Origin of the sequence: Streptomyces sp. NPDC090045, assembly GCF_044747975.1 — a bacterium.
Classification (GTDB): Bacteria; Actinomycetota; Actinomycetes; order Streptomycetales; family Streptomycetaceae; genus Streptomyces.
The window spans coordinates 66,758-90,899 of sequence record NZ_JBIVFA010000001.1 but is presented as its reverse complement, the minus strand read 5'-3'; the positions used below and the strand labels follow the sequence as shown (position 1 = coordinate 90,899).

Annotated in this window: 17 protein-coding genes, 1 tRNA gene and 1 pseudogene; 4 read left to right on the top strand and 15 right to left on the bottom strand. The window is 71.9% G+C overall.

What is annotated here, in order from left to right; genetic code table 11:
* Positions 1 to 80 precede the first annotated feature (80 nt).
* The 3 genes from ACIPYQ_RS00375 to ACIPYQ_RS00365 are packed head-to-tail and all read right to left on the bottom strand — an operon-like array spanning position 81 to position 2,196.
* The gene (locus ACIPYQ_RS00375; protein ID WP_401244845.1) at positions 81 to 494 is read right to left on the bottom strand and encodes a type II toxin-antitoxin system death-on-curing family toxin; all 414 of its coding nucleotides are present in this window, start codon (positions 492 to 494) and stop codon (positions 81 to 83) included.
* On the bottom strand, positions 491 to 691 hold the full coding sequence (locus ACIPYQ_RS00370) for a hypothetical protein (RefSeq protein ID WP_401244843.1): 201 nt from the start codon (positions 689 to 691) through the stop codon (positions 491 to 493). The genes ACIPYQ_RS00375 and ACIPYQ_RS00370 overlap by 4 nt, the downstream gene beginning before the upstream one ends.
* 50 nt (positions 692 to 741) lie before the next feature.
* Positions 742 to 2,196 (bottom strand): MFS transporter, encoded by a 1,455-nt coding sequence (locus ACIPYQ_RS00365; protein WP_401244841.1) that lies wholly within the window; start codon positions 2,194 to 2,196, stop codon positions 742 to 744.
* A 182-nt stretch (positions 2,197 to 2,378) separates the two neighbouring features.
* Here ACIPYQ_RS00365 and ACIPYQ_RS00360 point away from each other — a divergent pair.
* Together ACIPYQ_RS00360 and ACIPYQ_RS00355 are read left to right on the top strand one after the other, a co-directional pair.
* Positions 2,379 to 2,450, top strand: a tRNA-Cys gene (locus ACIPYQ_RS00360).
* A 281-nt stretch (positions 2,451 to 2,731) separates the two neighbouring features.
* Complete coding sequence (locus ACIPYQ_RS00355; RefSeq protein ID WP_401244839.1) at positions 2,732 to 3,751, top strand: hypothetical protein; 1,020 nt, start codon at positions 2,732 to 2,734, stop codon at positions 3,749 to 3,751.
* Positions 3,752 to 3,939: 188 nt separating this feature from the next.
* Here the strand turns inward: ACIPYQ_RS00355 and mycP are convergent, their stop codons facing one another.
* The 7 genes from mycP to ACIPYQ_RS00320 form a co-directional block, all read right to left on the bottom strand.
* The gene (gene mycP, locus ACIPYQ_RS00350) at positions 3,940 to 5,124 is read right to left on the bottom strand and encodes a type VII secretion-associated serine protease mycosin (RefSeq protein ID WP_401244837.1); all 1,185 of its coding nucleotides are present in this window, start codon (positions 5,122 to 5,124) and stop codon (positions 3,940 to 3,942) included.
* A gap of 21 nt (positions 5,125 to 5,145) precedes the next feature.
* The gene (locus ACIPYQ_RS00345) at positions 5,146 to 6,603 is read right to left on the bottom strand and encodes a WXG100 family type VII secretion target (RefSeq protein ID WP_401244835.1); all 1,458 of its coding nucleotides are present in this window, start codon (positions 6,601 to 6,603) and stop codon (positions 5,146 to 5,148) included.
* Positions 6,600 to 7,145 carry a hypothetical protein gene (locus ACIPYQ_RS00340; RefSeq protein ID WP_401244833.1) on the bottom strand — a complete coding sequence of 182 codons (546 nt, stop codon included), beginning with the start codon at positions 7,143 to 7,145 and terminating at the stop codon, positions 6,600 to 6,602. The genes ACIPYQ_RS00345 and ACIPYQ_RS00340 overlap by 4 nt, the downstream gene beginning before the upstream one ends.
* Positions 7,146 to 7,304: 159 nt before the next feature.
* Positions 7,305 to 9,602, bottom strand: coding sequence for a xanthine dehydrogenase family protein molybdopterin-binding subunit (locus tag ACIPYQ_RS00335; protein WP_401246061.1), 2,298 nt, complete (start codon positions 9,600 to 9,602; stop codon positions 7,305 to 7,307).
* 50 nt (positions 9,603 to 9,652) lie between these two features.
* Positions 9,653 to 11,896 (bottom strand): 2Fe-2S iron-sulfur cluster-binding protein, encoded by a 2,244-nt coding sequence (locus ACIPYQ_RS00330; protein ID WP_401244831.1) that lies wholly within the window; start codon positions 11,894 to 11,896, stop codon positions 9,653 to 9,655.
* Positions 11,893 to 12,786: an FAD binding domain-containing protein gene (locus tag ACIPYQ_RS00325; protein WP_361768916.1), complete on the bottom strand. Its 894-nt coding sequence runs from the start codon at positions 12,784 to 12,786 to the stop codon at positions 11,893 to 11,895. Before ACIPYQ_RS00325 ends, ACIPYQ_RS00330 begins: the two co-directional genes overlap by 4 nt.
* Positions 12,787 to 13,161: 375 nt before the next feature.
* Positions 13,162 to 14,823 carry a beta-N-acetylhexosaminidase gene (locus tag ACIPYQ_RS00320; RefSeq protein WP_401244829.1) on the bottom strand — a complete coding sequence of 554 codons (1,662 nt, stop codon included), beginning with the start codon at positions 14,821 to 14,823 and terminating at the stop codon, positions 13,162 to 13,164.
* Between the two features lie 264 nt (positions 14,824 to 15,087).
* Here ACIPYQ_RS00320 and ACIPYQ_RS00315 point away from each other — a divergent pair.
* Positions 15,088 to 16,384, top strand: a pseudogene (locus tag ACIPYQ_RS00315) (RNA-guided endonuclease InsQ/TnpB family protein).
* On the opposite strand, the gene ACIPYQ_RS00310 reads toward ACIPYQ_RS00315, so the two are convergent.
* Together ACIPYQ_RS00310 and ACIPYQ_RS00305 are read right to left on the bottom strand one after the other, a co-directional pair.
* The gene (locus ACIPYQ_RS00310; RefSeq protein WP_215018346.1) at positions 16,330 to 16,614 is read right to left on the bottom strand and encodes a DUF3039 domain-containing protein; all 285 of its coding nucleotides are present in this window, start codon (positions 16,612 to 16,614) and stop codon (positions 16,330 to 16,332) included. The pseudogene ACIPYQ_RS00315 and the gene ACIPYQ_RS00310 overlap by 55 nt on opposite strands.
* 29 nt (positions 16,615 to 16,643) lie before the next feature.
* Positions 16,644 to 17,204, bottom strand: coding sequence for a YqgE/AlgH family protein (locus tag ACIPYQ_RS00305; RefSeq protein WP_361768908.1), 561 nt, complete (start codon positions 17,202 to 17,204; stop codon positions 16,644 to 16,646).
* 264 nt (positions 17,205 to 17,468) lie between these two features.
* On the opposite strand from ACIPYQ_RS00305, the gene murA reads away from it, so the two are divergent.
* Positions 17,469 to 18,812: a UDP-N-acetylglucosamine 1-carboxyvinyltransferase gene (gene murA / locus ACIPYQ_RS00300; RefSeq protein WP_030388665.1), complete on the top strand. Its 1,344-nt coding sequence runs from the start codon at positions 17,469 to 17,471 to the stop codon at positions 18,810 to 18,812.
* Positions 18,813 to 19,232: 420 nt separating this feature from the next.
* Here the strand turns inward: murA and ACIPYQ_RS00295 are convergent, their stop codons facing one another.
* From ACIPYQ_RS00295 to ACIPYQ_RS00285, 3 genes are all read right to left on the bottom strand, one after another.
* Positions 19,233 to 19,514, bottom strand: coding sequence for an HU family DNA-binding protein (locus ACIPYQ_RS00295; protein WP_007264399.1), 282 nt, complete (start codon positions 19,512 to 19,514; stop codon positions 19,233 to 19,235).
* Between the two features lie 351 nt (positions 19,515 to 19,865).
* Positions 19,866 to 21,269: an NAD-dependent malic enzyme gene (locus tag ACIPYQ_RS00290; RefSeq protein WP_361768910.1), complete on the bottom strand. Its 1,404-nt coding sequence runs from the start codon at positions 21,267 to 21,269 to the stop codon at positions 19,866 to 19,868.
* 530 nt (positions 21,270 to 21,799) lie between these two features.
* Positions 21,800 to 24,106, bottom strand: a complete 2,307-nt coding sequence (locus ACIPYQ_RS00285; RefSeq protein WP_401244826.1) for a HelD family protein — start codon at positions 24,104 to 24,106, stop codon at positions 21,800 to 21,802.
* Positions 24,107 to 24,142 lie beyond the last annotated feature (36 nt).

Below are 24,142 nucleotides of genomic sequence, written 5' to 3'. Positions count from 1 at the left end.
GGACAACCGGGCCACCTTACCGGGACGGGCCCGCCCCTCGCGGAGGGACAGGCCCGTGACCTCGCGCGGTGCGGCGAGCGTCACATCTGCGGGAGGAGCAGTGCCCTCAGCCGGCCGGCGATCCGCGCCACATCCGCCTCGTGCCCGGCGGCCACGTCGATGACCAGGGCGTACGCGGCCTCCTGGTCGACGTCGCCCGGGTCGGCCCCGTTCACCGCCAGGAAGGTGGCCGCGGCGAGCCACGCGGTGCGCTTGTTCCCGTCGACCAGGGGGTGGTTGGTGGCGATGCCGTGGAGCAGCGCGGCGGCCTGCTCGTACGGGTCCTCGTACGCCGGGGTCCCGAACATGCGGGCCCGGGGCCGGTGTACGGCCGACTCCAGCAGTCCGGGGGCGCGCAGTTCGACGGGCTGGTCCTGGGCGAGGCAGGCGTGCCGGGCCAGGTCGAGGACCTCGGCGAGCGTGAGGTGGCGCACCGTGACGGCGGCGGCGCTCATGCGCCGAGCCGCTTCAGCAGGGGCGCGTGCCGCCGGGCGAGCCGCAGCGCCTCGGCCCCGACCCGCTGCCGCTCGGCCCGCAGGTGCGCCCGTACGGCTTCCAGCGCGACCTCCTCGGGCCCTTGCCCGGTGGCGTCGGCAAGGTCGGCGAGCTCCGCGCGCTCGGCGTCGGAGAGCCGGATGGTCAACTCGTTCATGCGGCGAAGCTAGCGTGCCGGCCGGCCCCGGCGCACACGGATTCCGCCGGTCACTTCGCGGCCGGCTCCAGCCGGGTCGCGACCCACGCCCCCACCAGTGCCACGCAGGCCATCGGCAGGAACACCACCACGAATGCGGCGGGGTGCGAGGCCGACGCCCCGTCCGTCAGGGCGTGGGAGGCGCCGACGGCTCCACCGCCCAGCGCGGCGAACGCGGCGCCGCCACCGGCCAGCAGGACCACGTTCGCCAGCGCGTCCGAGATCTGCAGCGCGGCGGAGTTGGCCCCCGCCTCCTCCGGCGCCGACAGCTTCAGCAGCAGCACGCTCGTGGAGCCGATCACCAGCCCCATGCCCAGGCAGCCGACCGCCCAGGCCAGCGCCAGCGTCCACACCGGGACGGACTCGATGAGCACGGCGGGCGCCGCGGCGATGGCCAGGGCGACCATCACCATCCCGGCCACCATCAGCCGTTCCCGGTACGGGGCCATCCGCCCCTTCGACTGCACCCACGAGCCGCCCGCCCAGGTCACTCCGCCGAGCGCGAGCGAGAACCCGGCCAGGGTCGGGCTCAGCCCCCGCTGGGTGACCAGCATCAGCGGTACGAAGCTCTCGGCCGCGATGAACGAACCCGCGGCCACCCCGCGCAGCAGCACCACGGACGGCAGTCCGCGCCGCGCCAGGTACGTCCCGCGCGGCAGCAGCCCCAGCACGGCGGGCACGAGCAGGGCCGCGCCGGCGATGCCCGGCACCAGCGACAGCCAGCGCAGGTCCTGGGCGGCGTACTGGAGCAGGCCCGCGCCCAGCGAGATCCCGAGGGCCAGCCGGATCCGCCGCCGGTCGAAGGCCACGGGCGGCGCGTCGGGGTCGACGGGCCCGGACGCGGTCCGCCGTATCGCGGGCAGGGCCACCATCAGCGGTACGACGACCAGGGCCGGGATCCCGAGGAACACCCACCGCCACCCGAGGTGCTCGGTGACCGTCCCCGAGGCCAGCGGCCCGACGATCGAGGGCACCACCCAGCTCGCGGCGAAGGCGGCCATGATGGCGGGCCGCAGCCGCTCCTCGTAGGCCCGGCTGACCACCACGTACAGGGCGACGATGACCAGCCCGCCGCCGAAGCCCTGCACGGCCCGGCCGAGCACGAACACCCACATCGCCCCGGCGGTCCCGGAGACCACGAGCCCGGAGGCGAACGCGGCGATGCCGACGGCCAGCGGCCGCAGCGGCCCCTGCCGGTCGGCCCACTGCCCGGACAGGACCATGCCGAAGAGGCTGGTCGTGAAGTAGGCGGAGAAGGCGAAGGCGTAGAGCCCGATCCCCTCCAGCTCGCGCGCGGCGACGGGCATGGCCGTCCCCACGGCGGTGGCCTCGAAGGCGATCAGGAAGACGACGGAGATGATCCCGATGCTGAGCGTCCGGTACGCGGGCCCGAGGATCCCGCCCTGCTGCAGGGGCGGGACCGGTGTCTCGGTTCTCTGGGGCACGCGGGGCTCAAGGGCACTCATCGCCCCAGAGTAAGGTGCGTAGCCCCATCTCGACCCTGTCCGTTCGACGGATCCCGCCCTCCTCCGGGAGTCCTAGGCCCTCGGGTCACTGTGAACGCGGCATGGCAGTCGTGTTGCACCCGCCGCGAAACCCTTCCCGCTCCCCCGGGCCCCCCGTACGGTCGTGCACATCACCACCTCACAGCCGTGTGCCCGAGTGGTTGAGGGACTCGCCTGCAAAGCGGGTTACGCCGGTTCGATTCCGGTCACGGCTTCAAGTGCCTGAACAGGCGGACCGAATGGGCGGCACCCTCCGGGGGTGCCGCCCATTCGGTCGTCCGTCCCGGTCCCGCCCCGCGCTTCGTGTTCCACGCCGCGGGCCCGCGCCGTCGGAGCGGCGCGAGCGGTGTGAGGGCCGGAGAGGGCGGGGAGCTGCACCGAACCTCGACGGGGTGAACCATCGGCAAAACGCCTCCGCCCTGCACCTCGGCCTGGAATGATGGCGCCTCTTGATCCCGGCGGCCATGCCGGTCAGGCATCGCGCATAGGAGGAGCTATGACGCAGCTGCTAACCGACCCCGTTGTCCAAACCGCCGCCATCGCGGGACTCGCCACCGTCCTTCTGGCGGGCATCATCTGCGAACGCGGCACGAGGCGCACCCTGAGGCGAGAAATTTTCGAGGGAACGGAGCCCGCGCCACAGTTAGGGTTCTTTGAAACGATTCGCCGCGCGTCTCGACTCTCGTCCTCGGACGAGGCGCACACGTTCGCCCGCGACCAGATGCAATTCGCGAAGCAATGGAGAACCGAGAACCTCTCCCGCACGGCATTTACCACAAAGATGCGCCTCGGACTCAGCACGACCCAGGGCTCCATGAATTTGGGGCTGGCAGTCGCCTGCTGCGTGATGGCGCTCAGCGACCCGCTCGACAGCATCGATGAGTGGCTCCCGATGATCCTCAGCGACCGACGGCGCACGCTGGACAGTTTGACGGAGCAAGTGTCCAACGGATCGCTGATCCTGCGCATCACCACCCTGCTTGTCGCACTGACTGCAACGATTCGCTATTGCGCTCAAGTACGTGCCGTCTTCAAGAACAAAGGGCCTGCTGCAACCCTCTGGAGAGAGACGCGGCAGCTGAACCTGACCAACGCCCAAGGGGGCGTCTTCCTTTCCGCACTCACGATCGTGTGGCTCCTCCAAGGCCGCGGAATCGATGGCGTATGGATGGCCGTGCTGTCCTATGCCTTCGCATTCTTCATCGACGACTGGATCATCATCAGCGAGTACAGCGTCAAGCTGGACGTTCCGGCCCTCCCCCTCCACAAATGGCGACTGCGCTTCGCATACATCTGCCTGCTGACCCCCAGCCTTGCGCTCGCCTGGAATGAATTCGGTCGGTGGGGAGTAGCCGTCATGGCATGGTTCATCATGTCGTTGTCGGGCGTTTCCCTCGCGCACCGCCGAGCGACTGAGGGAATGATCTGGCCGAAGCGGGGAATCCCTCAGCAGCAGGGCGAACAAGCGCGGGTGAGCAGGAACCGGCGAAGCGAAGACGGCTCGGTCCAGACCTAGATCACGAGTGGGGGCCCATGAGCTGCCGCACCGGGTCTGCTGCTTCGCGTAGTCGGCGTACTTCTCCATGAGCCCGACGAGCACCGAGCGCGAGTCACCGGGCTTCTCCCCGTCGACGGATCCGCTCAGCTTTCGAGGCGCGAGCCGCCGACCATTCCTTGTCGAACGACCTCGCGTGAAACTCCGAGTCAGCGGTTGCGGCGTACGACGACCACCGTCACGGCCCCGCCGATGAGCACACAGGCTCCCAGACCGAGTGCGATCCAGGGAAGTGAGCTGCCGCTCTTCTTCTCCTCGGCCTTCGCCGCCGGCTCGGACGCGGCGGCGTCGGGAGCCTTGCCGTCCGTGGAGGGCGAGGGCGACTTGCCCGCGTTCGCCGCAGCCGCCAGGTCGGGCAGCGGGTACACGTCCGCCGGACCGGGGTCCCCAGGATTCTTCAGCGCGACATTGGGCCTCGCGATCCCGTAGCCGATGTAGTCGTTGCGCGCAGACCCGTCGACGGGCTTGCCGGCGGTGTTCAACAGGACCCGCAGAACCTGGTTGTTGGTCCAGTCGGGGTGGACGGACCATAGGAGGGCGGCGGAGGCGGAGACGAGGCCGGCGGCGTCACTGGTGCCGTGGGTCTTGCACAGCCCCGTTTTACGCTTGCACGCGGTGACAATGTCGATGCCAGGTGCGGCCATATCCACCTGGGGGCCGTGCTGAGACTCCTTGGTCGGCTCGCCTGTGCTGTCCACGGCTCCGACGCCTACGACTCCGGGGGTCCCGGCTGGGTAGGCGAGCTCGTTGGTCGAATCACCGTAATTGCCAACGGAAGCAAAGATCAGCTTGCCCTTCGAGAGCGCGTACTTCACAGCGGCGGCCCGCTCCGCATCTTCCTCAGGCTTGCTGGGCAGGCCCATGGAAATGTTGATGACCTTGGCCTCTGAGTCTGCCGCGTACCGAATGCCCTGGACCATCGAGGGGGTGTTCGCCCCTTCCAGCATGTTCGGCACGCGGATCGGGAGAATCTTGACTCCGGGTGCAAGCCCGAATACACCGTCACCACTTGGGTGCTTTCCGGTAGCGGCGATCATCGCGGAAATGCCGGTGCCGTGACCGTAGTAGTCGTTGTCCTTGTCGCCCGGGGCATCGCCAACAGGGAAGACCGCGCCGGGGAGAACCTGACCTTCCAGTTCCGGGATGCGGTTAACGCCGGTATCGATCACCGCAACGGTGATTCCCTTCCCGGTGGTGATCTTCCACATCTCGTCGGCCTTCATGGCGTCGAGATGCCATTGCTGCGACCGAACGGTCTCCGCGTGGGCCGGGGTCGCGGCGACCCCGGCCAGCAGGAGGCCCACCAGGGCCGAGGTCGCCTTACGCATGCGCATCCCGTGCAACGTCCGTTCTGCTCAGTCGATCACAGGCGGAACAACACGACGGTTGCCCTGCCAGGTCTCTTCGTCCTCGACCAGGTAGTCGGCGCGCTCGCCCTGCCGGTCGTCCCGCCGCGTACCCGGAGTCTGCGTACGTGCACCCGCGTGCCCCATGGCACCCGGGCCCATGCCACCCACGCTGTTGCGCACGAGGCCTGAGCCGCCCTGGGTGAACGGCTGGCCGCCCGCGATCGGGCGAGCACCCGTGCCGGGCTTTCCTCCGACGATGCCTCCCGGCTCCGAGGCAAGTCGACGACCTGCCGCGAAGCCGTTTTGCCCGCCGTGGCCACCGCCAACTCCGGGACCCATGCCGCCGCCGATGCCACGACCGGCGTGAGTGCCTTCACCGATGACGTTGCCCCGCGGGATGCCCGAGCTGGGGCCGGTGGACGTCACGGGCCGGCCGCCCGTGATGCCGCTGTCACGCGGGGGCATTCCGACAGCCTTGCCGCCGGGAGGAGGAGTGCCGGGACCGCCCAGTGTCGGGTACGGGCCGATGCCCGGGCCGGTGAGACTGGGCGGCTTCATACCGCCCACCGGCGGGAAACCCATGGGCGGGAGGACGGGTCCGGGGGTGGGGCTGACGGGACCCGTGGGAAGCGGGCCGGGCAAGGTGGTCACCGGAGGAACCGTCCGGTCCGGAAGCACCGCGACGCTGTCGAGGTCCACGTCCACCTCGCGGTCCGGAACCGACGGAGCGGACATCGACGGGACCGTGTTGTCCGGCTGCGGCGAACGCCCGGTCACCGATCCGGTGTCGCCCGAGGACGAACCGTGCGAGGACCCCGTCGTCGTGTACGAGGAGCCTGTCGAGCCGCCCCCTCCGCCGGACTCTCCTGTCGGCCTCTGCAGCTCTACCTCGTCGTAGTTATTGAACGGCACAAGCACACTCGGCGGCGGCGGGAACGTCGGGATCCTCGCCCTTTCCATCTGGGCGGACGTCTGGTCGTACGAATCGGAAAGCTTGACCATTGCGGTCACGGCCTGCCCGTGGTTTCCGTTCATCTTCGACCAGGCCTCCTGGCCGAGCTTCAGCGCGGCCGTGTTGCCCGGGTTGTCGCGGGCGGCCATGAGGTTCTGCGTGAGCTTCCCCTGCGCTGCCGCGTCGTACTTGGGCATCTCCCCTTCGCTGCCATCGACGGGCTTGATCTGGCGCATGATCTGGGCCGTCTCCAGCAGGTTCTCGCCGCCGGTAGCGCTGTACTTGGCCAGCTCCAACGTGGCGCTGCCCGTCTGGTTCACCCAGTTCTGGAAGGCATCGGCCGCCTCGCCCTCCCAGCCCTTGACCTTGTGGTCCTTGAGCTTCGCACCGATGTCCTCGATCACCTTGGCGGCATCGGTGAGCTGCCTTGCCCGCCGCTCGGCCGCCGCCGCATCGAGCCCGGCGATCATCGCGTAGAGCTGTGCGTGTGAGTAACCCTCGAACTGGCTCATCCGAAGTGACTGCCCTTCTTGGTCCCGTTCGGCTGCGGGGTGTTCGGCGTGCCCGGCTGTCCGGCGTCGGCCGTCTTCTTCGCGTACGGGTCGCGATCCTTGACGTACTGGTCATGGGCCTGCCTGGCAAGGAAGCCCATGCGCCGCTTCGTCTCCTCGTCCACCTCGCTGTAGCCGCCGTGCGCGGACTGGATGGCGATGCCCAGGGCCTCGATCTGCACCCCGAGCGCCTTCGACAGCTTCTCCAGCTCCGAGTGGACGGTGTTGTAGGCCTTGTAGAGCTTTTCAGCCGAGGTGAACCCCTTGCCCAGGGCTCCCGCCGGCATCGTGCCGTCCGCCAGCTTCCCGTGGTGCGCCGGGGAGTCGTTGAGAGTCGTCAGAAGCCCGTCCACCAGCTTCTGGTATTCCTTCAAGTCGTCGAACTGGACCCGCAGCGCCGCAGCGGCCGCTTGTGCGGCCACGCCTGCTACCGCGCCCAGCGGACCCGCCAGCCCCAGCGAGAGGGCCGTTGCCACCTGGCCCGCCCCGTTGTCGTCTGCCACGTTGGCTTCCCCGTCTCCCCGCGGGCGCGGCGTCTCCGCCGCTCCCCGTCCCCGTTCGCACCCGTGTCCACGCGCACGCGCACAGGTCTATTGATCACTCTAGCGACAGGCGACGACAGCCCCAATTCCGGGGTTGCACGTGCAATGTGGATCACGTGGTCACGAGTTGGGCGATGCCACCGCCGCCGACGGCCTGATCGGGAGCCTGTTGACCGGGCGGCCCGTGGCCGCGCGTACCGCCGAGGCGATCGCGGCCGGGGTCGTCACCACCGGGACCGCGCTCGCCGCCTTCGCGCCGAAGGGGGCCACCACGTCGCGTTCCTCGACCAGTTTGACGATGCGCACGGCCGGCGCGTCCAGCGACGTCGGCAGTGCGTAGCCCGTCAGGTCGGGGTGGCGGACCAGGCCGGAGACCGTGCGGAGGTTCTCCGTCAGGGCCGCGCCGACGCCCTGGGTGACACCCGCCTCGATACGGGCCTCCAGCTGGCGGGGGTTGAGGATGCGGCCCACGTCCTGGGCGACCGCGAGCTCCACGACGCGTACCGAGCCGAGTTCGATGTCCACGTCCACCACCGCGCGGATCGCGCAGAAGGCGAGGCCCACGAAGGCGTCGCCCTGGCCGTCCGCGTCCAGCGGTTCGGTCGGGTGCGGGCGGCACTGGGCCGTGGCCCAGAGCTCCTTGCCCTCTATGGCCTCCGAGACGCTCATCGAGAAGGCGCCGTCGTACGAGGTGATCCGGCCGTCCGCGATCTGCAGGAGCTCCGTCGACATGCCCAGCTTGTGGGCCATGGGCTGCAGGAGCTGGGTGCGGACCATCTTGGCCGCGCGCTCCACCGCGCCGCCCGACACCCACGTGTGGCGGCCGTGCGCCGACGGGCCCGCCGGCGGCTGGTCGGTGTCCACGGGGGCCACCGCCACCTCGTCGACGCCCAGCACCTCCTGGACGATCTGGCGGGCCAGCGTGCCGAAGCCCTGCCCGGTGTCGACCGCCGCGCAGATGACCGTGGCCGTGCCGCCCACGACCTTCACCGTGGCCGTCGAGACCTCGTCCGTGCCCTCCGCGCCGAGCATGTGCACCATGCCGACGCCGTAGCCGACGCCGCGGCGCACCGCGCCCGGCTCGCCCGCGCCCTCCGGGCCGCCCGGCAGCAGCCACTCGTCCTCCGGGGTGTCCTTCGGGAGGGCGGGCAGCTCGAAATCCCGTACAGCGCGCAGCAGTTCCGCCACCGGGGCCGGGCAGGTCACGGTCTGGCCGGTGGGGAGCAGGTCTCCCGTCGCCAGGACGTTGCGCATGCGCAGTTCCGCGCCGTCCATGCCGAGGGCGGCCGCGAGCTTGTCCATCTGGCCCTCGTACGCGGCGCACACCTGCATGGCGCCCTCGCCGCGGACGTGGCCGGAGGGCGGGTTGTTGGTGCGGACCGCCCAGCCTTCCACGAAGGCGTGCGGGACGACGTACGGGCCGCAGGCGAAGGCCACCGCCGCCGCCAGGGACTCGGAGGAGGAATCGGCGTAGGCGCCGGCGTCCATGAGGATCTGCGCCTCGACCTTGACGAGGCGGCCCTCAGCGTCCGCGTGGTGGCGGTAGCGCAGCAGGGTCGGGTGGCGGTGGGTGTGGCCGAGGAAGGACTCCTCGCGGGTGGCGGCCAGCTTGACCGGGCAGCCCGTGCGCAGGGCGAGCAGGCCGAGCGGGAGCTGGAAGGCGGCGTCCTCGCGGTCCGCGGTGGCGCCCGGCACGCCGGTGACCACCACGCGTACGCGGTCCGGTTCCAGGCCGAAGCAGGCGGCGGCCAGGGCGCGGTCGGTGTGCGGGTCGGTGGAGGCGGTGTAGAGCTCCACGCCGCCGTCGGGCCGGGGCACGGCCAGTCCGGCCTCGGCGCCGATGGGGGCGGGGTCCTGGCGGCCGATCCGGTACAGGCCCTCGACGACCACGTCGCCGGTCGCCTCCGGGTCGCCGTAGCGCAGCGGGATGTGCCGGATCAGGTTGCCGTCGGGGTGCAGGGCGGGCGCGCCGAAGGACTGCTCGGGGTCGGTCACCGGGTCGAGGAGCTCGTACTCGACGGCGATCGCCGCCGCGGCGAGCCGCGCGGTGTCCGGGTGGTCGGCGGCGACGGCGGCGATGGGCTCGCCGTGGTGGCGTACGACGTCGTGCGCGAACACCGGCCGGTCGGCGATCCGGCGGCCGTGCGTGGTGGCGCCGGGGACGTCGGCGTGGGTGACGACGGCGCGCACGCCGGGCATTTCGGCGGCGGCCGTGGTGTCGATGGACAGGATGCGGGCGTGGGCGTGCGGGGAGCGCAGCACGGCGGCCCACAGGAGGCCCTCGGCCCACAGGTCGGCGGCGTAGGGGAAGGTGCCCTCGGTCTTGGCGCGGGCGTCGGTGGCGGGCACGGACGCGCCGATGCCGCGCGGCACCTGCTGCTCGGAGGCCTCCGCCGACGGGGCGGCCAGGGCCGTCACCGTGCTGTTCACAGTTGTCGTCGCCGTCGCCGTCGCCGCGTCCTGCCCGCTCACGCCGTGCCTCCGTGGTGGATGCCGCCCTCGCCGGGCGCTGCCTGGTGCGGGATGCGCGCCTCCGGGGCCTGGCCCGCGGTCTGGCCCGCGGTCTGGCCCGCGGTCTGGCCCTGGTCCGGAGTGGGCTCGGCGGCGGCCGCCTCGCGCTCGGCCACGACCTCGCGCACGGCGTCGACGACCCCCGCGTAGCCGGAGCAGCGGCAGAGGTTGCCGCACAGCGCCTGACGGGTCTCCAGCTCGCTGGGGGCGTGGTTGCCCTCCAGCAGGTCGTGGATGGTCATGGCCATGCCGGGCACGCAGAACCCGCACTGCACCGCACCCGACCTGCACAACGCCTGCTGCACGTCGGAGAGTTCCCCGTTCGTCGCGAGCCCCTCGACGGTGCGGACCTCGCTGCCGGCGGCCGTCGCGGCCGGGACCAGGCAGGAGGCGACGAGCCGGCCGTCGACCTGCACGGCGCAGGCGCCGCACTCGCCCTGCGAGCAGCCGTCCTTGGCGCCGGCGAGGCCGAGGCGCTCGCGCAGCACGTAGAGCAGGGACTCGCCGATCCAGGCGCCGGTGACGGGCCGGTCGGCGCCGTTGACGCGCAGGACGTAGGAGGCCTGCGGGTGCTCGTGATGGGCGACGGCCTCGGCCGCCGTTCCTTCTTCGTACGTCGCCACCGCGGCCGGGACCCCTTGGCCGGTCCCCGCGTCCGGGAGTGCCACATCACTGTCGGCGGTGTCCGCACCCGGCATGAGGCCGGCCGGGGGCTCCGCCGCGGCCGGCTCCTCCGGCGAACCGGCGTCGGCGTCCGCGCGGCCGGGCTCCGGCAGGGCCGGCTCCGCCCCGGGCGCGGCGTCGTCCGCCGCAGGCACCGGCACCTGGTCCTGGTCCAGCACCGGCTCCGGCACCGCGTGGCCGAAGGCAGAGAAGCCGTGGCCGTCGGTGCCCCCGGGCTGCGCGGGCTCGGCGGGGTGCACGGGCTCGTCGGGCTGTGCCTCGGCCCGTACTCCGCCGAAGAGGTCCAGGCCGTCTGCGGCCACCGGCTGCGGGGCGGCGGGCTCGGCAGCCCCGCCCGGCTCCGGCGTCTCGCCGAAGGCCGTGAAACCGCGCCCGTCGGTGCCCGCGTGCGGCGCCGGCCCGGCGTACGCGCCGTGCCCGGCGTGCTCCCCGTACCCGGCGTGCTCGCCCTGCTCCGCGTGCCCGACGTGCTCGCCGTGCCCGACGTGCTCCGTGTGCTCGCCGTGCCCGGCCTGGCCCGCGTGTCCGACGTGCCCGACCTGCTCCGCGTGCTCGGCGGTCCGGGCGCCCTCGGGCTGCTCCGCCGCCGGGCCGTGGGCGGCCTCGATGTCGTGCGGGGCCGGGTGCACCGGCTCGGCGTCCGGGAGCGGGGTGCCCACACCGGGGCCGCCCAGCACGCGCGGCCCGCGCCCGGCGGCGCCCACTCCGGGTCCCCCGAGCAGCCGCCCGGCGCCGTGCGCCGTCGCGGCGGCGGCGGCCGAAGCCGCCGCGGCCTCGTCCGTGCCCGGCAGAACGCCCGGAAGGACGCCCGCGCCCAGGTTCCCGCCCAGGTTCCCGTCCAGGTGACCGTCCGGCTCCCCGGCCGGCTGCTGCGTCAGGTACGCCCACGGCGCCGGAGCGCCGCCCGGCAGGGTCGCCGGGGCCTGGCTCCAGTCGGCGTCCAGCCCGCCCGGCCGGAAGTCACCCTGCTGTCCGGAGAATTCGGAGAACTCGGGGACGGCCCACTGGCCGGTCGCCGAAGAGGCCGCCTCGGGCTCCTGCGCCGCCTCCGGGAACCGCCACTCCGCCGTCGCACCGGGATCGGTCAGCGGCTCCGGCTCCGCCTCGGCGAACGCCGCGGCGACCGACGCCGGGATCGGGATCGACGCCGGGATCGGCCCGCCCACCGGGCCGGACCCGGCCCCGGGACCGGACCCGTGACCCGAACCGCCCGCGGACCCCGGCTCGCCCTGGGCCGAACCCCCCGCCTCCGGCCACTGCACCGGGATCGTCCACGTACCCGTGGCCGCCGGATCCGTGGTGGCCGTGCCGAGCGGCACGATCATCGGCGGCGGCACGTACCCGTGCCCGGGCGCCGCGAGGGGCTCCCCGGTGCCGAGCGCGTCCAGCATGTCCTGCGGCAGTTTCACGAAGGCCGTGGCGTCCGAGTCGTACTCGCCGCCCTGCGGGACCGGTTCCCAGCCCCAGCTCGCCGTGCCGTTCCCCTGGGTCACGTTCTCGTTCTCGTTCTCGCTCATGAGGTCAGTGCCCTCCCCAGCGCCCGGCGTGCCAGCACGGCCACCGTCCGCCGCAGATGCAGTACACCGGGAGCCACCGGCTCCCCCTGGTCGGGCACGCAGGCGGCCGCGACGTACTCGCCGAAGGCCTCCAGCGCCTCGGGGGCCAGGCTCCGCTCGCCGTCCCAGTCGATCAGCGAGGCCACCCACTGCTCGGCCTCCAGGGGCCGCAGCGGCATCGGGGCCACCGCGCCGATCGCGCAGCGCACACCCCGGCGCGCGGGATCCAGGACGAGCCCCACGGACGCCACGGCGCGCCCCGGCCCGGTACGTCCCGTGGCCTTGAGGAACACCTGCGGCGCGTGCAGCAGCGGAACGCGGACGAAACCGATCAGCTCGCCGGGCCGCAGCATCTCGCGGCCGGCCAGCAGGTACGACACCGGGATCTCCCGCTGCCCGTCCGGGCCGACGATGACGAGGACGGCCTCCAGCGCGGCCAGTACGGGCAGTGCGTCACCCGTGGGCGCGGCGGTGGCGATGTTCCCGCCGAGGGTGCCCGCGTTGCGGATCTGCGGGGGCCCGGCGGCGCGCGCGGCGGCGGCCAGCGCGGGGATCAGTGCGGCGAAATCCGGCCGTCCCATCCGCGCGTGGGTGAGGCCGGCGCCGAGCAGCGCGTGGCCGTCCTGGTACTGCCAGCCGCGGATCTCGTTGATCCGGCCCAGGCCCACCAGCGCGGCGGGCCGCAGCAGCCCGGCGTTGACGGCGGCCATGAGGTCGGTGCCACCTGCGACGGGCACGGCCGCGGGCATGGCGGTGAGCGCCGCCACGGCCTCGTCGAGCGAGGCCGGCAGTGTCACGGACTGCGCCGCCTGGGGCCCGTGGGGGCCCTGAGATGAATCCGGTGCGTGCAGTGCATGCGGTGCGTGCGTGGTCAACCCAGCTGCCCCTTCCCGATGTCCCGGTCCCGGCGCTCACGCCTGTCCGCCGTACGGTACGTGCTCACCGCCGGGACGTGGCAACTCTGGCACATCTTCCGGGCCGCCCGGCGCGAGGGTCCACCCGGTGCCACCCGCCCCCGTGCGACCCCCCGCACGCCCCCGCGCCCGGCTCCCGCACGCCTGCGCCCCGGCCCTGCCCGGCCCCGTGCCCGGCGCCCCGTACGGCCCGCCGTGCCGCCTTCGACGACCCTCCTCCCCGAACGTCCGACTTTCCCCGTATAGCGGGAAATGCAGGCAGAGTTCCGGACCCGTTCCCATTCCGTTCAGGTCCGCGGCCCCGGCCGCGTGTCACACGTTCGGGGGCGCGCCCTCGATCGGGCGTCCCCGCACCCCGGGGCGCCGCTGCCACGGCAGGGGCCCGCCCGGTGGCCGGTAACCGACCCCGAGCGCGTCCAGCCGCGCGTAGTGCCCCGCGGCCATCCGGCTCTCGAACCAGGCGAAGTCGCGCTCCTCCGGGGCGGGCTGCCACGACCACACCACTTCCGCGAAGGCCGCGAGCCGCGGGAACACCTGGTAGTCGACCCGGTCTTGGTTCTCCATCACCTCGGTCCACACGTTGGCCTGCGCGCCCAGCACGTGCGCGGCCGCCTCCGGCGACAGCTTCGGCGGCACCGGCTCGAAGCGGTAGACGTCCTCCAGCGAGCGCACGTACCCGATGGGCATGGGCTCGTCCCCGCCGCCCGCCTGGCGGTGGTCCAGGTACACCTGCTGCTCGGGGCACATGACCACGTCGTGCCCGGCCTCGGCGGCGGCGATGCCGCCCGCGTAGCCGCGCCACGAGGAGACGGCCGCTCCCGGCGCGAGCCCGCCCTCCAGGATCTCGTCCCAGCCGATCAGCCGCCGCCCGCGCGCCGCCAGCCAGCCGTCGAAGTGCCCGATGAACCAGGCCTGCAGGCCGTCCTCCCCGTCCACCCCCAGCTCCCGGATCCGCTCCTGCGCGGTGGCGGAGGCCTTCCACTGCGCCTTCGGGCACTCGTCGCCCCCCACGTGCACGAAGGGGGAGACCTCCGCGGGGAACAGCTCCAGCAGCTCCTCGAAGACCCCCTCGTAGAACCGCAGCACGGCCTCGGTCGGCGCGAGGACGTTCTCGTTGATCCCCCAGTCGTCCCACACCCCCAGGGCCGCCGTGTCGACCACGTCGGTGTTGCCCAGTTCCGGGTACGCGGCGATCGCGGCCTGCGAATGCCCCGGTACGTCGATCTCCGGGACCACCCGGACGTGGCGCTCGGCGGCATACGCGACGATCTCGCGGATGTCGTCCTGCGTGTAGAAGCCGCCGTGCGGGGTCTCGTTCCACAACGGCGAGGCCCGGTGCCCCCACCGGCTGCGCTCCCGCCACGCGCCGACCCCGGTGAGGCGCGGGTACCGCTTGATCTCGACCCGCCAGCCCTGGTCGTCCGTCAGGTGCAGGTGCAGCACGTTGAGCTTGTGGGCGGCGAGCAGGTCGATGTACCGCAGCACCCCGTCCTTGGGCAGGAAGTGCCGGGCCACGTCGAGCATCATCCCGCGCCAGCCGAACCGCGGGCCGTCCACGACCGCCCCGTACGGCAGGCTCCACGCCCGCCCCGGCCCCACCGGCGGCGCCTTCCGGTAGGCGTCGGGCCCGAGCAGCTGACGCAGCGTCTGCGCGGCCCAGAACAGCCCGGCGGCGGTCGCGCCCGTCAGCTCGGCGCCGTCGGATCCGATCTCGATGCGGTACGCCTCCGACCCCGCCTCCCCCACGCCGCCGGGATCGATGCGCAGGCGCAGCTCCGTACTCCGGCCGGCCGGGGCGGCGGGCAGGTCCCACCCGGTGGCCGCCCCGAGCTCCCGCCGCAGCCAGCGGGCGACCGTCCCGGTCCCCGGCCCGGCGTCGAGACACGGCTCGGGCCCGAAGGCGAACCGGCTCCCGTCCTCGTGGAAGCGAGCAACCCGGGGTGCCGGGATCAGGTCCATGCGGGTCAGGTCCATGCGTCGGCCCTTCGCGGCAGCGTGTTGCACCCTGCGCAACGTCCGTTCCACAGAGTGCTCGTGGCGCCGACCCTAACGCGCCCCGCGGACACGGCAAAGGCCCCCGAGCACGCTGTGGCGCACCGGGGGCCTTGATTCCAGACCGCGGGGATCCTCAATCCTCGCTCCACTCAAACCAATAAGAAATTGATCAGATAAGGGCAATATCTATCTTTTCGGGTGTTCCTTACCATCGAGCAGAACTGGAGTCCTAGATTTCAATACATGCAGTTGCGATACAACTACCGCGCGTTTCCGACAGCCTCGCAGCGTCAAGCGCTGGCCCAGGCGTTCGGGTGCGCTCGCGTGGTGTGGAACGACTGCCTGCGCGCCCGTAAGGACGCGCACAGGGATGGGCTGCCCTACGTGACATCGGCACAACTCTCCAGGGAACGGATCACCCAGGCAAAGCGCACCGATGAACGCGGGTGGCTGAGCGAAGTGTCGGCTGTGGCATTGCAACAGTCCTTACGGGACCTGGATTCCGCGTTCAAGAACTTCTTCGCCTGCGCGAGGGGCGAGCGCAAGGGCCCCCAGGGCGGGTCCGCCGCGGTTCAAGTCGAAGAGGGACGCCAGCAAATCATTTCGACTCACCCGGGGCGCCTTCGCCTTGAAAAGCAGCGGCAGGGTCTACGCAGCCAAGATCGGCGACCTCAAGGTCAAATGGTCACGACCACTCCCGGCCACTCCGACGTCTTTGACCATCGTGAAGGATTCGGCTGGGCGGTACTTCGTGAGCTTCGTCGTGGAGACAGGCCCCAAGCACCTATCCGATAGCGAGTCCGAGATCGGCATCGACCTCGGACTCTCCACCTTCGCCGTCCTGTCCGACGGCACCAAGATCTCCTCCCCGAGGTTCCTACGCCGGGCCGAGAAGAAGCTGAAGCGGCTGCAGCAGGAGCTCTCGCGCAAGGCACAAGGCTCGAAGAACCGAGCGAAGGCCCGCCTGAAGGTCGCCCGGCAGCACGCACGGGTGGCGGACCGGCGACGGGACTGGCACCACAAGACGTCAACACGCCTCATCCGCGACAACCAAGCGGTGTACGTGGAAGACCTCGCAGTGCGCGCCTTGAGTCGTACACGGCTGGCCAAATCCGTGCTCGATGCCGGCTGGGCCGCGTTCGTGAACATGCTCGAATACAAGGCCGCCAAGCACGGCCGCCACTTCGGGAAGATCGGGCGCTTCGAACCGACATCCCAGGTTTGCTCTGTATGCGGACACAGAGACGGCCCCAAACCCCTGCACGTCCGCCAATGGACGTGCGAAAGGTGTGGGGCCCTCCATGACCGCGACGAGAACGCAGCGATCAACACTCTGGCCGCCGGACGGGCGGACAGGCTAAACGCCTCGTGGAGCGCAGGTAAGACCAGGACCAAGGTCCCGGCACAGCGCGATGAAACAGGAAGCCGCCTGCACGGCCTCAGCACCGTGGAAGGAGCCCCCGGACACAGGCCCGGGAGTGCGCGTCAATTGTCCTTCCCGCCCTTGTCCTTGTCCCCGCCGGGGCCCATGGACTCGTAGATCTCCTTGCACATGGGGCAGACCGGGTACTTCTTCGGGTCCCGGCCCGGTACCCAGACCTTGCCGCAGAGCGCGACGACGGGGGTGCCGTCGAGCGCGCTCGCCATGATCTTGTCCTTCTGGACGTAGTGGGCGAAGCGCTCGTGGTCGCCGTCACCGTGCGACACCTGCGGCGTCGGCTCTACGAGGGTCCCCGTGCCAGTCCCGCGCTCGGGCTCAAGAGTGCTCATGCAACCCAGGGTACTTAACCCCGCGGCCGTCAGTTGAGCGACGGGTCGTCCGGATAGGTGGCGACCATCGCGAGTTCGCTGCGCTGGCGGCGCAGGACGGCGCGCCACAGTTGTTCGGGGTCGGGGTAGGACACGTCGCCGGGCTCCGATTCCACGACGTACCAGGCGCCGTCGCCCAGCTCCTCCTCCAGCTGGCCCGGGCCCCAGCCCGAGTAGCCGGCGAAGATCCGCAGGCCGCCGAGGGCCGCGGCCAGCAGTTCCGGCGGCGCCTCCAGGTCGACGAGCCCGATGGCCCCGTGCACCCGGCGCCAGCCGAGCGGCCCCTCCTCGCCCGGGATGACCGCCAGCCCGAGGGCCGAGTCCAGCGCCACGGGCCCGCCCTGGAAGACCACGCCGGGGGCGCCGGCCAGGGGCGCCCAGGCGAGCAGGACGTCGCCGACGCCGACGGGCGTGGGCCGGTTGAGGACAACGCCGAGGGAGCCCTGCTCGTCGTGGTCGAGCAGCAGCACCACCGCGCGGTCGAAATTCGGGTCCGCGAGGGCGGGGGTGGCCACGAGCAACCGCCCTGTGAGGGAGGACACCTCGGTCATGCCGCCATGATCCCGCACATTCGCGCTTTGCGGGGCCCCGGCGGAGAGATCGGATCGTACGCAGCTCAGGGCGCACGGCAGCAGCGAGGAGCGCGCACGGACGGAGTAGCCGGAACGCAACGCTCCGCCATGTGGTGGATACGCAGGGTGTTGTACCGAATTCATGACAGTCCTACGGCCACGTCGGCCTTACGAACAAGGGGGTGGTGGCCCTTACCCTTTTCCCTGGCCCCCCTGCCCACCCCTCTCCGGAACGCGAGATTCATGACCGGCATCAGTGACGATGTACTGCTTGTCCACGGCGGTACCCCGCTCGAGGGCGAGATCCGTGTCCGTGGTGCGAAGAACCTCGTGCCCAAGGCCATGGTCGCCGCTCTGCTCGGCAGCGAACCCAGTCGACTGCGCAACGTTCCCGACATCCGTGACGTGCGTGTCGTCCGCGGGCTGCTCCAGCTGCACGGGGTGACGGTCCGCCCCGGCGAGGAGCCGGGCGAGCTGGTGCTCGACCCCACCCACGTCGAGAGCGCCAACGTCGCCGACATCGACGCCCACGCGGGTTCGTCGCGCATCCCGATCCTGTTCTGCGGCCCCCTGCTGCACCGCCTCGGCCACGCCTTCATCCCGGGCCTCGGCGGCTGCGACATCGGCGGCCGACCGATCGACTTCCACTTCGACGTGCTCCGCCAGTTCGGCGCGACCATCGAGAAGCGCGAAGGCGGCCAGTACCTGGAAGCCCCGCAGCGCCTGCGCGGCTGCAAGATCCGCCTGCCCTACCCGTCCGTCGGCTCGACCGAGCAGGTGCTCCTGACGGCCGTCCTGGCCGAGGGCGTCACCGAGCTCAGCAACGCCGCGGTGGAGCCGGAGATCGAGGACCTCATCTGCGTCCTGCAGAAGATGGGCGCGATCATCTCCGTCGACACCGACCGGACCATCCGGATCACGGGTGTCGACCGCCTCGGCGGCTACAACCACAAGGCCCTCCCGGACCGTCTGGAGGCCGCGTCCTGGGCTTCCGCGGCCCTGGCCACCGGCGGCAACATCTACGTGCGCGGCGCCCAGCAGCGCTCGATGATGACCTTCCTGAACACCTTCCGCCGGGTCGGCGGGGCGTTCGAGATCGACGACGACGGCATCCGCTTCTGGCACCCGGGCGGCCCGCTCAAGGCCATCGCCCTGGAGACGGACGTCCACCCGGGCTTCCAGACCGACTGGCAGCAGCCGCTCGTCGTGGCGCTCACCCAGGCCTCCGGCCTGTCGATCGTCCACGAGACGGTCTACGAGTCCCGGCTCGGCTTCACCTCGGCGCTCAACCAGATGGGTGCTCACATCCAGCTGTACCGCGAGTGCCTGGGCGGCTCGGCCTGCCGCTTCGGCCAGCGCAACTTCCTGCACTCGGCGGTCGTCTCCGGCCCCACCAAGCTGCAGGGCGCCGACCTGGTCATCCCCGACCTGCGCGGCGGGTTCTCGTACCTCATCGCGGCGCTGGCCGCCGAGGGCACCTCGCGCGTGCACGGCATCGACCTCATCAACCGCGGCTACGAGAACTTCATGGAGAAGCTCGTGGAGCTCGGCGCGAAGGTCGAGCTGCCCGGCGGCGACCTCGTCTGAGCCGTACCCGCTGATCCGTACCCGCGTACGCGGAAGCCCCCCGGCCCCTCAAGGGCCGGGGGGCTTCCGCGTGCTCCGGCGCCTGACACGCACTCACGTGCCCACCTGCGCCCGCGCACGCCCGACGGGGGCACGAGGGGGACCGGCGGGACCCGAGGGGGCCGAACGGGCCCGCACGGCGCCCTGACAGGCCCTCACGGGGCCTGCGACGCCCGCCCGGACCCACCGCACGCCCCGCGCCACCGCCCGCCCCGGACCACCCGGACGCCCCGGGGCCGCCGCGCGCCCGGCGCCGCACGCCCCCGGACAGGCCGAAGGGCGGCCACCCCGCCCGGGGGTGGCCGCCCTTCGCCGTTCTACGTATTGCTGCGCACTGCCGGCGTTCCCAGGGCCTGCGCGGCCCTCGGCGCCGGGGCAGGACTACTTGCCCTTGGCGGCTTCCTTGAGCTTCGAGCCCGCGGAGACCTTCACGCTGTAGCCGGCCGGGATCTGGATGGGGTCGCCGGTCTGCGGGTTGCGCGCGGTGCGAGCGGCACGGTGGGTGCGCTCGAAGGTCAGGAAGCCGGGGATGGTGACCTTCTCGTCGCCCTTGGCGACAATCTCGCCGACGGTCTCGGCGAGCGCGGCCAGAACGGCGTCGGCGTCCTTGCGGGTCACCTCGGCGCGCTCGGACAGAGCGGCCACCAGCTCACTGCGGTTCATGTTGTACTCCCGTGTTCAACTTGCCTTAGAGGCGTGAGATCGAAGCCGATGCTGCCAGGGCCCTAGGACAGTCCCCGGACCCGGGTCTGAACGTCAGACCCTCTCGCCCGGTTACGCATCCTGCCCCCACCAGCGGCGGGAAAGCCAATCCGGCACCCGCCGGGGTCACACGAAAAGCGCCACAGTCACGCCGCGGTGACGCTCCGTCCATGCCTTCGCTCGCACGCCGCTGCGGACCGCGGACCCCGCGGGCATCCCCGCAACCCTAGAGGCGCCCCGCCGGGCCCGCATCTCGCGACGCGCCGGGAGCGGTGCGCCGTGAGGGCTCTCACAGCGGGCCTCAGCAGCCCTTCAGGAGCCCGACGCCGCCTTGCGGACGGCGCCCGCGACCGCGCCCGCGACCTTGTCGTTGAAGACCGACGGGATGATGTAGTTCGCGTTCAGCTCGTCCTCGCCGACGACGTCCGCCAGCGCGCTCGCGGCGGCCAGCATCATCTCCGTGTTCACCGTGCGGGACTGGGCGTCCAGCAGGCCGCGGAAGACGCCCGGGAAGACCAGCACGTTGTTGATCTGGTTCGGGAAGTCGGAGCGGCCGGTGGCGACGACGGCGGCGGTCTGGCGGGCGACGGCCGGGTCCACCTCGGGGTCCGGGTTCGCGAGCGCGAACACGATCGCGCCCTCCGCCATGGCGGCGACGTCCTCGCCGGACAGCACGTTCGGGGCCGAGACGCCGATGAAGACGTCGGCGCCGACCACGGCCTCCTTCAGCGTGCCCGTGTAGCCCTCGGGGTTGGTGTTGTCGGCGATCCAGCGCAGCGGGGAGTCGGGGGCCGCGTCGACGAGGTCGGGGCGGTCCGCGTGCACGACACCGTGGATGTCGGCGCTCACGGCGTTCTTGACGCCCGCCGCGAGGAGCAGCTTGAGGATGGCCGTACCGGCCGCGCCGGCGCCCGACATGACGACCTTGACGTCGCCAACTGCCTTGCCCACCACGCGCAGTGCGTTGGTGAGTGCGGCGAGCACGACGATGGCGGTGCCGTGCTGGTCGTCGTGGAAGACGGGGATGTCGAGGGCCTCGCGCAGCCGGGCCTCGATCTCGAAGCAGCGCGGCGCGGAGATGTCCTCCAGGTTGATGCCCGCGAAGCCGGGGGCGATGGCCTTGACGGCGGCCACGATCTCGTCGGGGTCCTGGGTGTCGAGGCAGATCGGCCAGGCGTCGATGTCGGCGAAGCGCTTGAACAGGGCCGCCTTGCCCTCCATGACCGGCATGGCGGCCATCGGGCCGATGTTGCCGAGACCCAGTACGGCGGAGCCGTCCGTCACGACTGCGACGGTGTTGCGCTTGATGGTGAGGCGGCGCGCGTCCTCGGGGTTCTCGGCGATCGCCATGCACACGCGGGCCACGCCCGGGGTGTAGATCATGGAGAGGTCGTCACGGTTGCGGATGGGGTGCTTGGACGCCATCTCGATCTTGCCGCCGAGGTGCATCAGGAAGGTGCGGTCGGAGACCTTGCCGAGGCTGACGCCCTCGATCCCGCGCAGCTTCTCGACGATCTCGTCCGCGTGCGCGGTGGAGGTCGCGGCGATGGTGACGTCGATCCGGAGCTTCTCGTGGCCGGAGGCGGTCACGTCGAGGCCGGTGACCGATCCGCCGGAGGACTCCACGGCGGTGGTGAGCTGGGAGACCGCGGTTCCGCTCGCGGGCACTTCCAGGCGGACCGTCATCGAATACGAGACGCTGGGCGCCGTTGCCATGGCCGTGTTTCCTCTTCTGTCCCTGGTTCGCTTAACACAGGGCCCCGCGCTGCACCGGCCGAGAACCTGGCAGGCACGACAGGGGACCTGTTGTCCGATCGTCCCACCTACCAGCCAGTACAAGGTAACCAGCTACAAATTTCGGAAAGACTCTTCCACCATACGAGATAGCAAGGGTGTTCGGAATGGTGGGTCCATACAAAACAGGTCCGCGCCCTCCACTGGTGGAGGACGCGGACCTGGTGATTTATACGTCTATGACACCGACCCGCCATGCTCGCCTCGCGGCAAGTGGTCGCTCTAAGCGACGAAGGTTGGGCCCGGGGGCTTGGATCGAGTCGGTGCCGTACCCAGGCTAACAAAGGATCGCCGAATGTGATCCCCCTGCTCGCGGTCGGTTCACGGCACCACGCTCCTGGCCGCGGACCATACGGATGTACGGGGCCTTGAGCAGGGCCGGAGCCGTGCGATGAACCGCCCCCGCCGGGCCGACACCCCGGGGCCGCCACCGCGCGGCCCCACCCCGACCCCTACGGCAGCAGCAGCTCCGGCACCCCGTCCGCGTCCGGCTTGTCCCGGTCCGCCGAGACCACCGTCAGCTGCTGCGTCGCACGCGTCAGCGCCACGTACAGCACCCGCAGGCCCGCCGGGGACTCGTCCGCGATCTCCGCCGGGGAGACGACCACCGTGGCGTCGTACTCCAGGCCCTTGGCCTCCAGACTGCCCAGTGCCACCGCCCGCGCGCCCAGGTCGGCGAGCCAGCCCGCGGCCTCCGCGCGCCGGTCCATGGCCACGACCACGCCGACGGTCCCGTCCACCTGCTCCAGCAGCCGCCGGGTCTCCTCGCGGACCGCCGCGCCGAGGTCGCCTTCCGCGGCCGTGAACCGGGGCTCCAGCCCCGTGGAGCGGACCGCCGACGGCGGCTCCATGCCGGGCATCGCCAGCCGCAGCACGCGGGAGGCGACCTCGGCGACCTCCGCCGGGTTGCGGTAGTTGACCGTCAGCGTGAACCGCCGGCGCGGCCGGCTGCCCAGCGCCTCGTCGCGGGCCGCGGCCGCCTCCTCCGGATCGGTCCAGGAGGACTGCGCCGGGTCGCCGACGACCGTCCAGGTGCCGTGCCGGCCCCGGCGGCCCACCATCCGCCACTGCATCGGCGTCAGGTCCTGCGCCTCGTCCACGATGACGTGCGCGTACTCGGTGCGCTCCGCCGCGAGCCGCTCGGCCCGCTCCCACTGGGTCTCCTCGCGGGTGGGCATCAGCTCCTCCAGCCCGCTGAGCTGGTCGAGCGGATCCATCTCCCGCCTCCGCTTGGGCCGCGCGGGCGCGCCGAGCAGCTGCTGGAGCTCGTCGAGCAGCGCCACGTCGTGCACCGAGAGGGGGCCCTTGCCGTCCGGGCCCACCCGGCGCAGCGAACGGGCCAGCTGGCGGCTCTCGCGCGGGTTCAGGTCCCGGCGCGACCAGCGGCCGAGGTGGCGCTCGTCGGCGAGCGCGGCGAGCACCGCGCGCGGGGTCAGCTCGGGCCACCAGGCGTTCAGGAAGCCGATGAAGGCGTCCTCGGTGGAGATGTCCTCGTCGAAGGCGGAGCGCAGCTCGGCGGCCAGCTCCGGGTCGCTGTGCCGGCCGGCGCCGCCGGACTTCGCGTACAGGGCGTCGAGCAGCAGCTTGCGGGCGCGCGGGCGCAGCAGGTTGACCGGGGCGGTGCCGCCGAGCACGTTCTGCCGGATCCGGTTCAGCTCGTCGGCCTCCAGCTCCTGGCGGCGGCCGAAGGCCACCACGCGCAGCCGGTCGGGGGCGCCGCCGAGTTCGAGCGCGCCCCGTACGGCCTTGCGGAGCACCTTGAGCATCCGGGAGGAGCCCTTGATGCGGGCCACGGCCGGGGAGTCGTAGGTGGTGGCCTCCGCACCGTCGACGAGCGAGCCGAGCGCGCGGATGGCGACCTGGCCCTCCTCGCCGAGGGAGGGCAGCACGCCCTCGGTGTAGGCGACGAGCAGCGGGGTCGGGGAGACGATCAGGATGCCGCCGGAGTAGCGGCGCCGGTCCTGGTAGAGCAGGTAGGCGGCGCGGTGCAGGGCGACGGCGGTCTTGCCGGTGCCGGGTCCGCCGGCGACCTCGGCGACGGAGGCGGCGGGGGCCCGGATGACCAGGTCCTGCTCGGCCTGGATGGAGGAGACGATGTCCCGCATCGAGTGCGTACGGGCCCGCCCGAGGGCGGCCATCAGGGCGCCGTCGCCGATGGCGGGCAGCTCCCGGCCACCGAGGAAGGCGGTGACCTCGGGGCGCATCAGGTCGTCCTCGACGCCCAGCACCTTGCGGCCCTTGGAGCGGATGACGCGGCGGCGCACGACGCGGCCGGGGTCCTTGGGCGTGGAGCGGTAGAACGGCGCGGCGGCCGGGGCGCGCCAGTCGATGACCAGCGGCGCGTAGTCGGAGTCCAGGACTCCGATGCGGCCGATGTGCAGCGTCTCGGCGACGTCGGCCGTGAGATCCGCACGGATCGCGTCGTCGGCGGGCTCGACGGAGGTGTACGCGCCGTCCGGGCCGCGCTCCCCGTCCTTGCCGAGCACCAGGTCGATGCGGCCGAAGAGGAAGTCCTCGAACTCGTTGTTGAGCCGGTTCAGGTGGATGCCCGCCCGGAAGACCTGCGCGTCGCGCTCGGCGAGTGCGCCGGGCGTCCCCACTTGGCCGCGCTTGGCGGCGTCGTTCATGAGGAACTCCGCCTCGTGGATCTTCTCCTCGAGGCGTCGGTACACGTGGTCGAGATGCGTCTGCTCGACCGCGATCTCCCGATCGCGGACGGAATCCGCCGTGCTGTCGACAGCGGCATTCTGCGCGGCCACCAAGGCCCCCTTCTGACGTGCATGGGCGACCGTCAA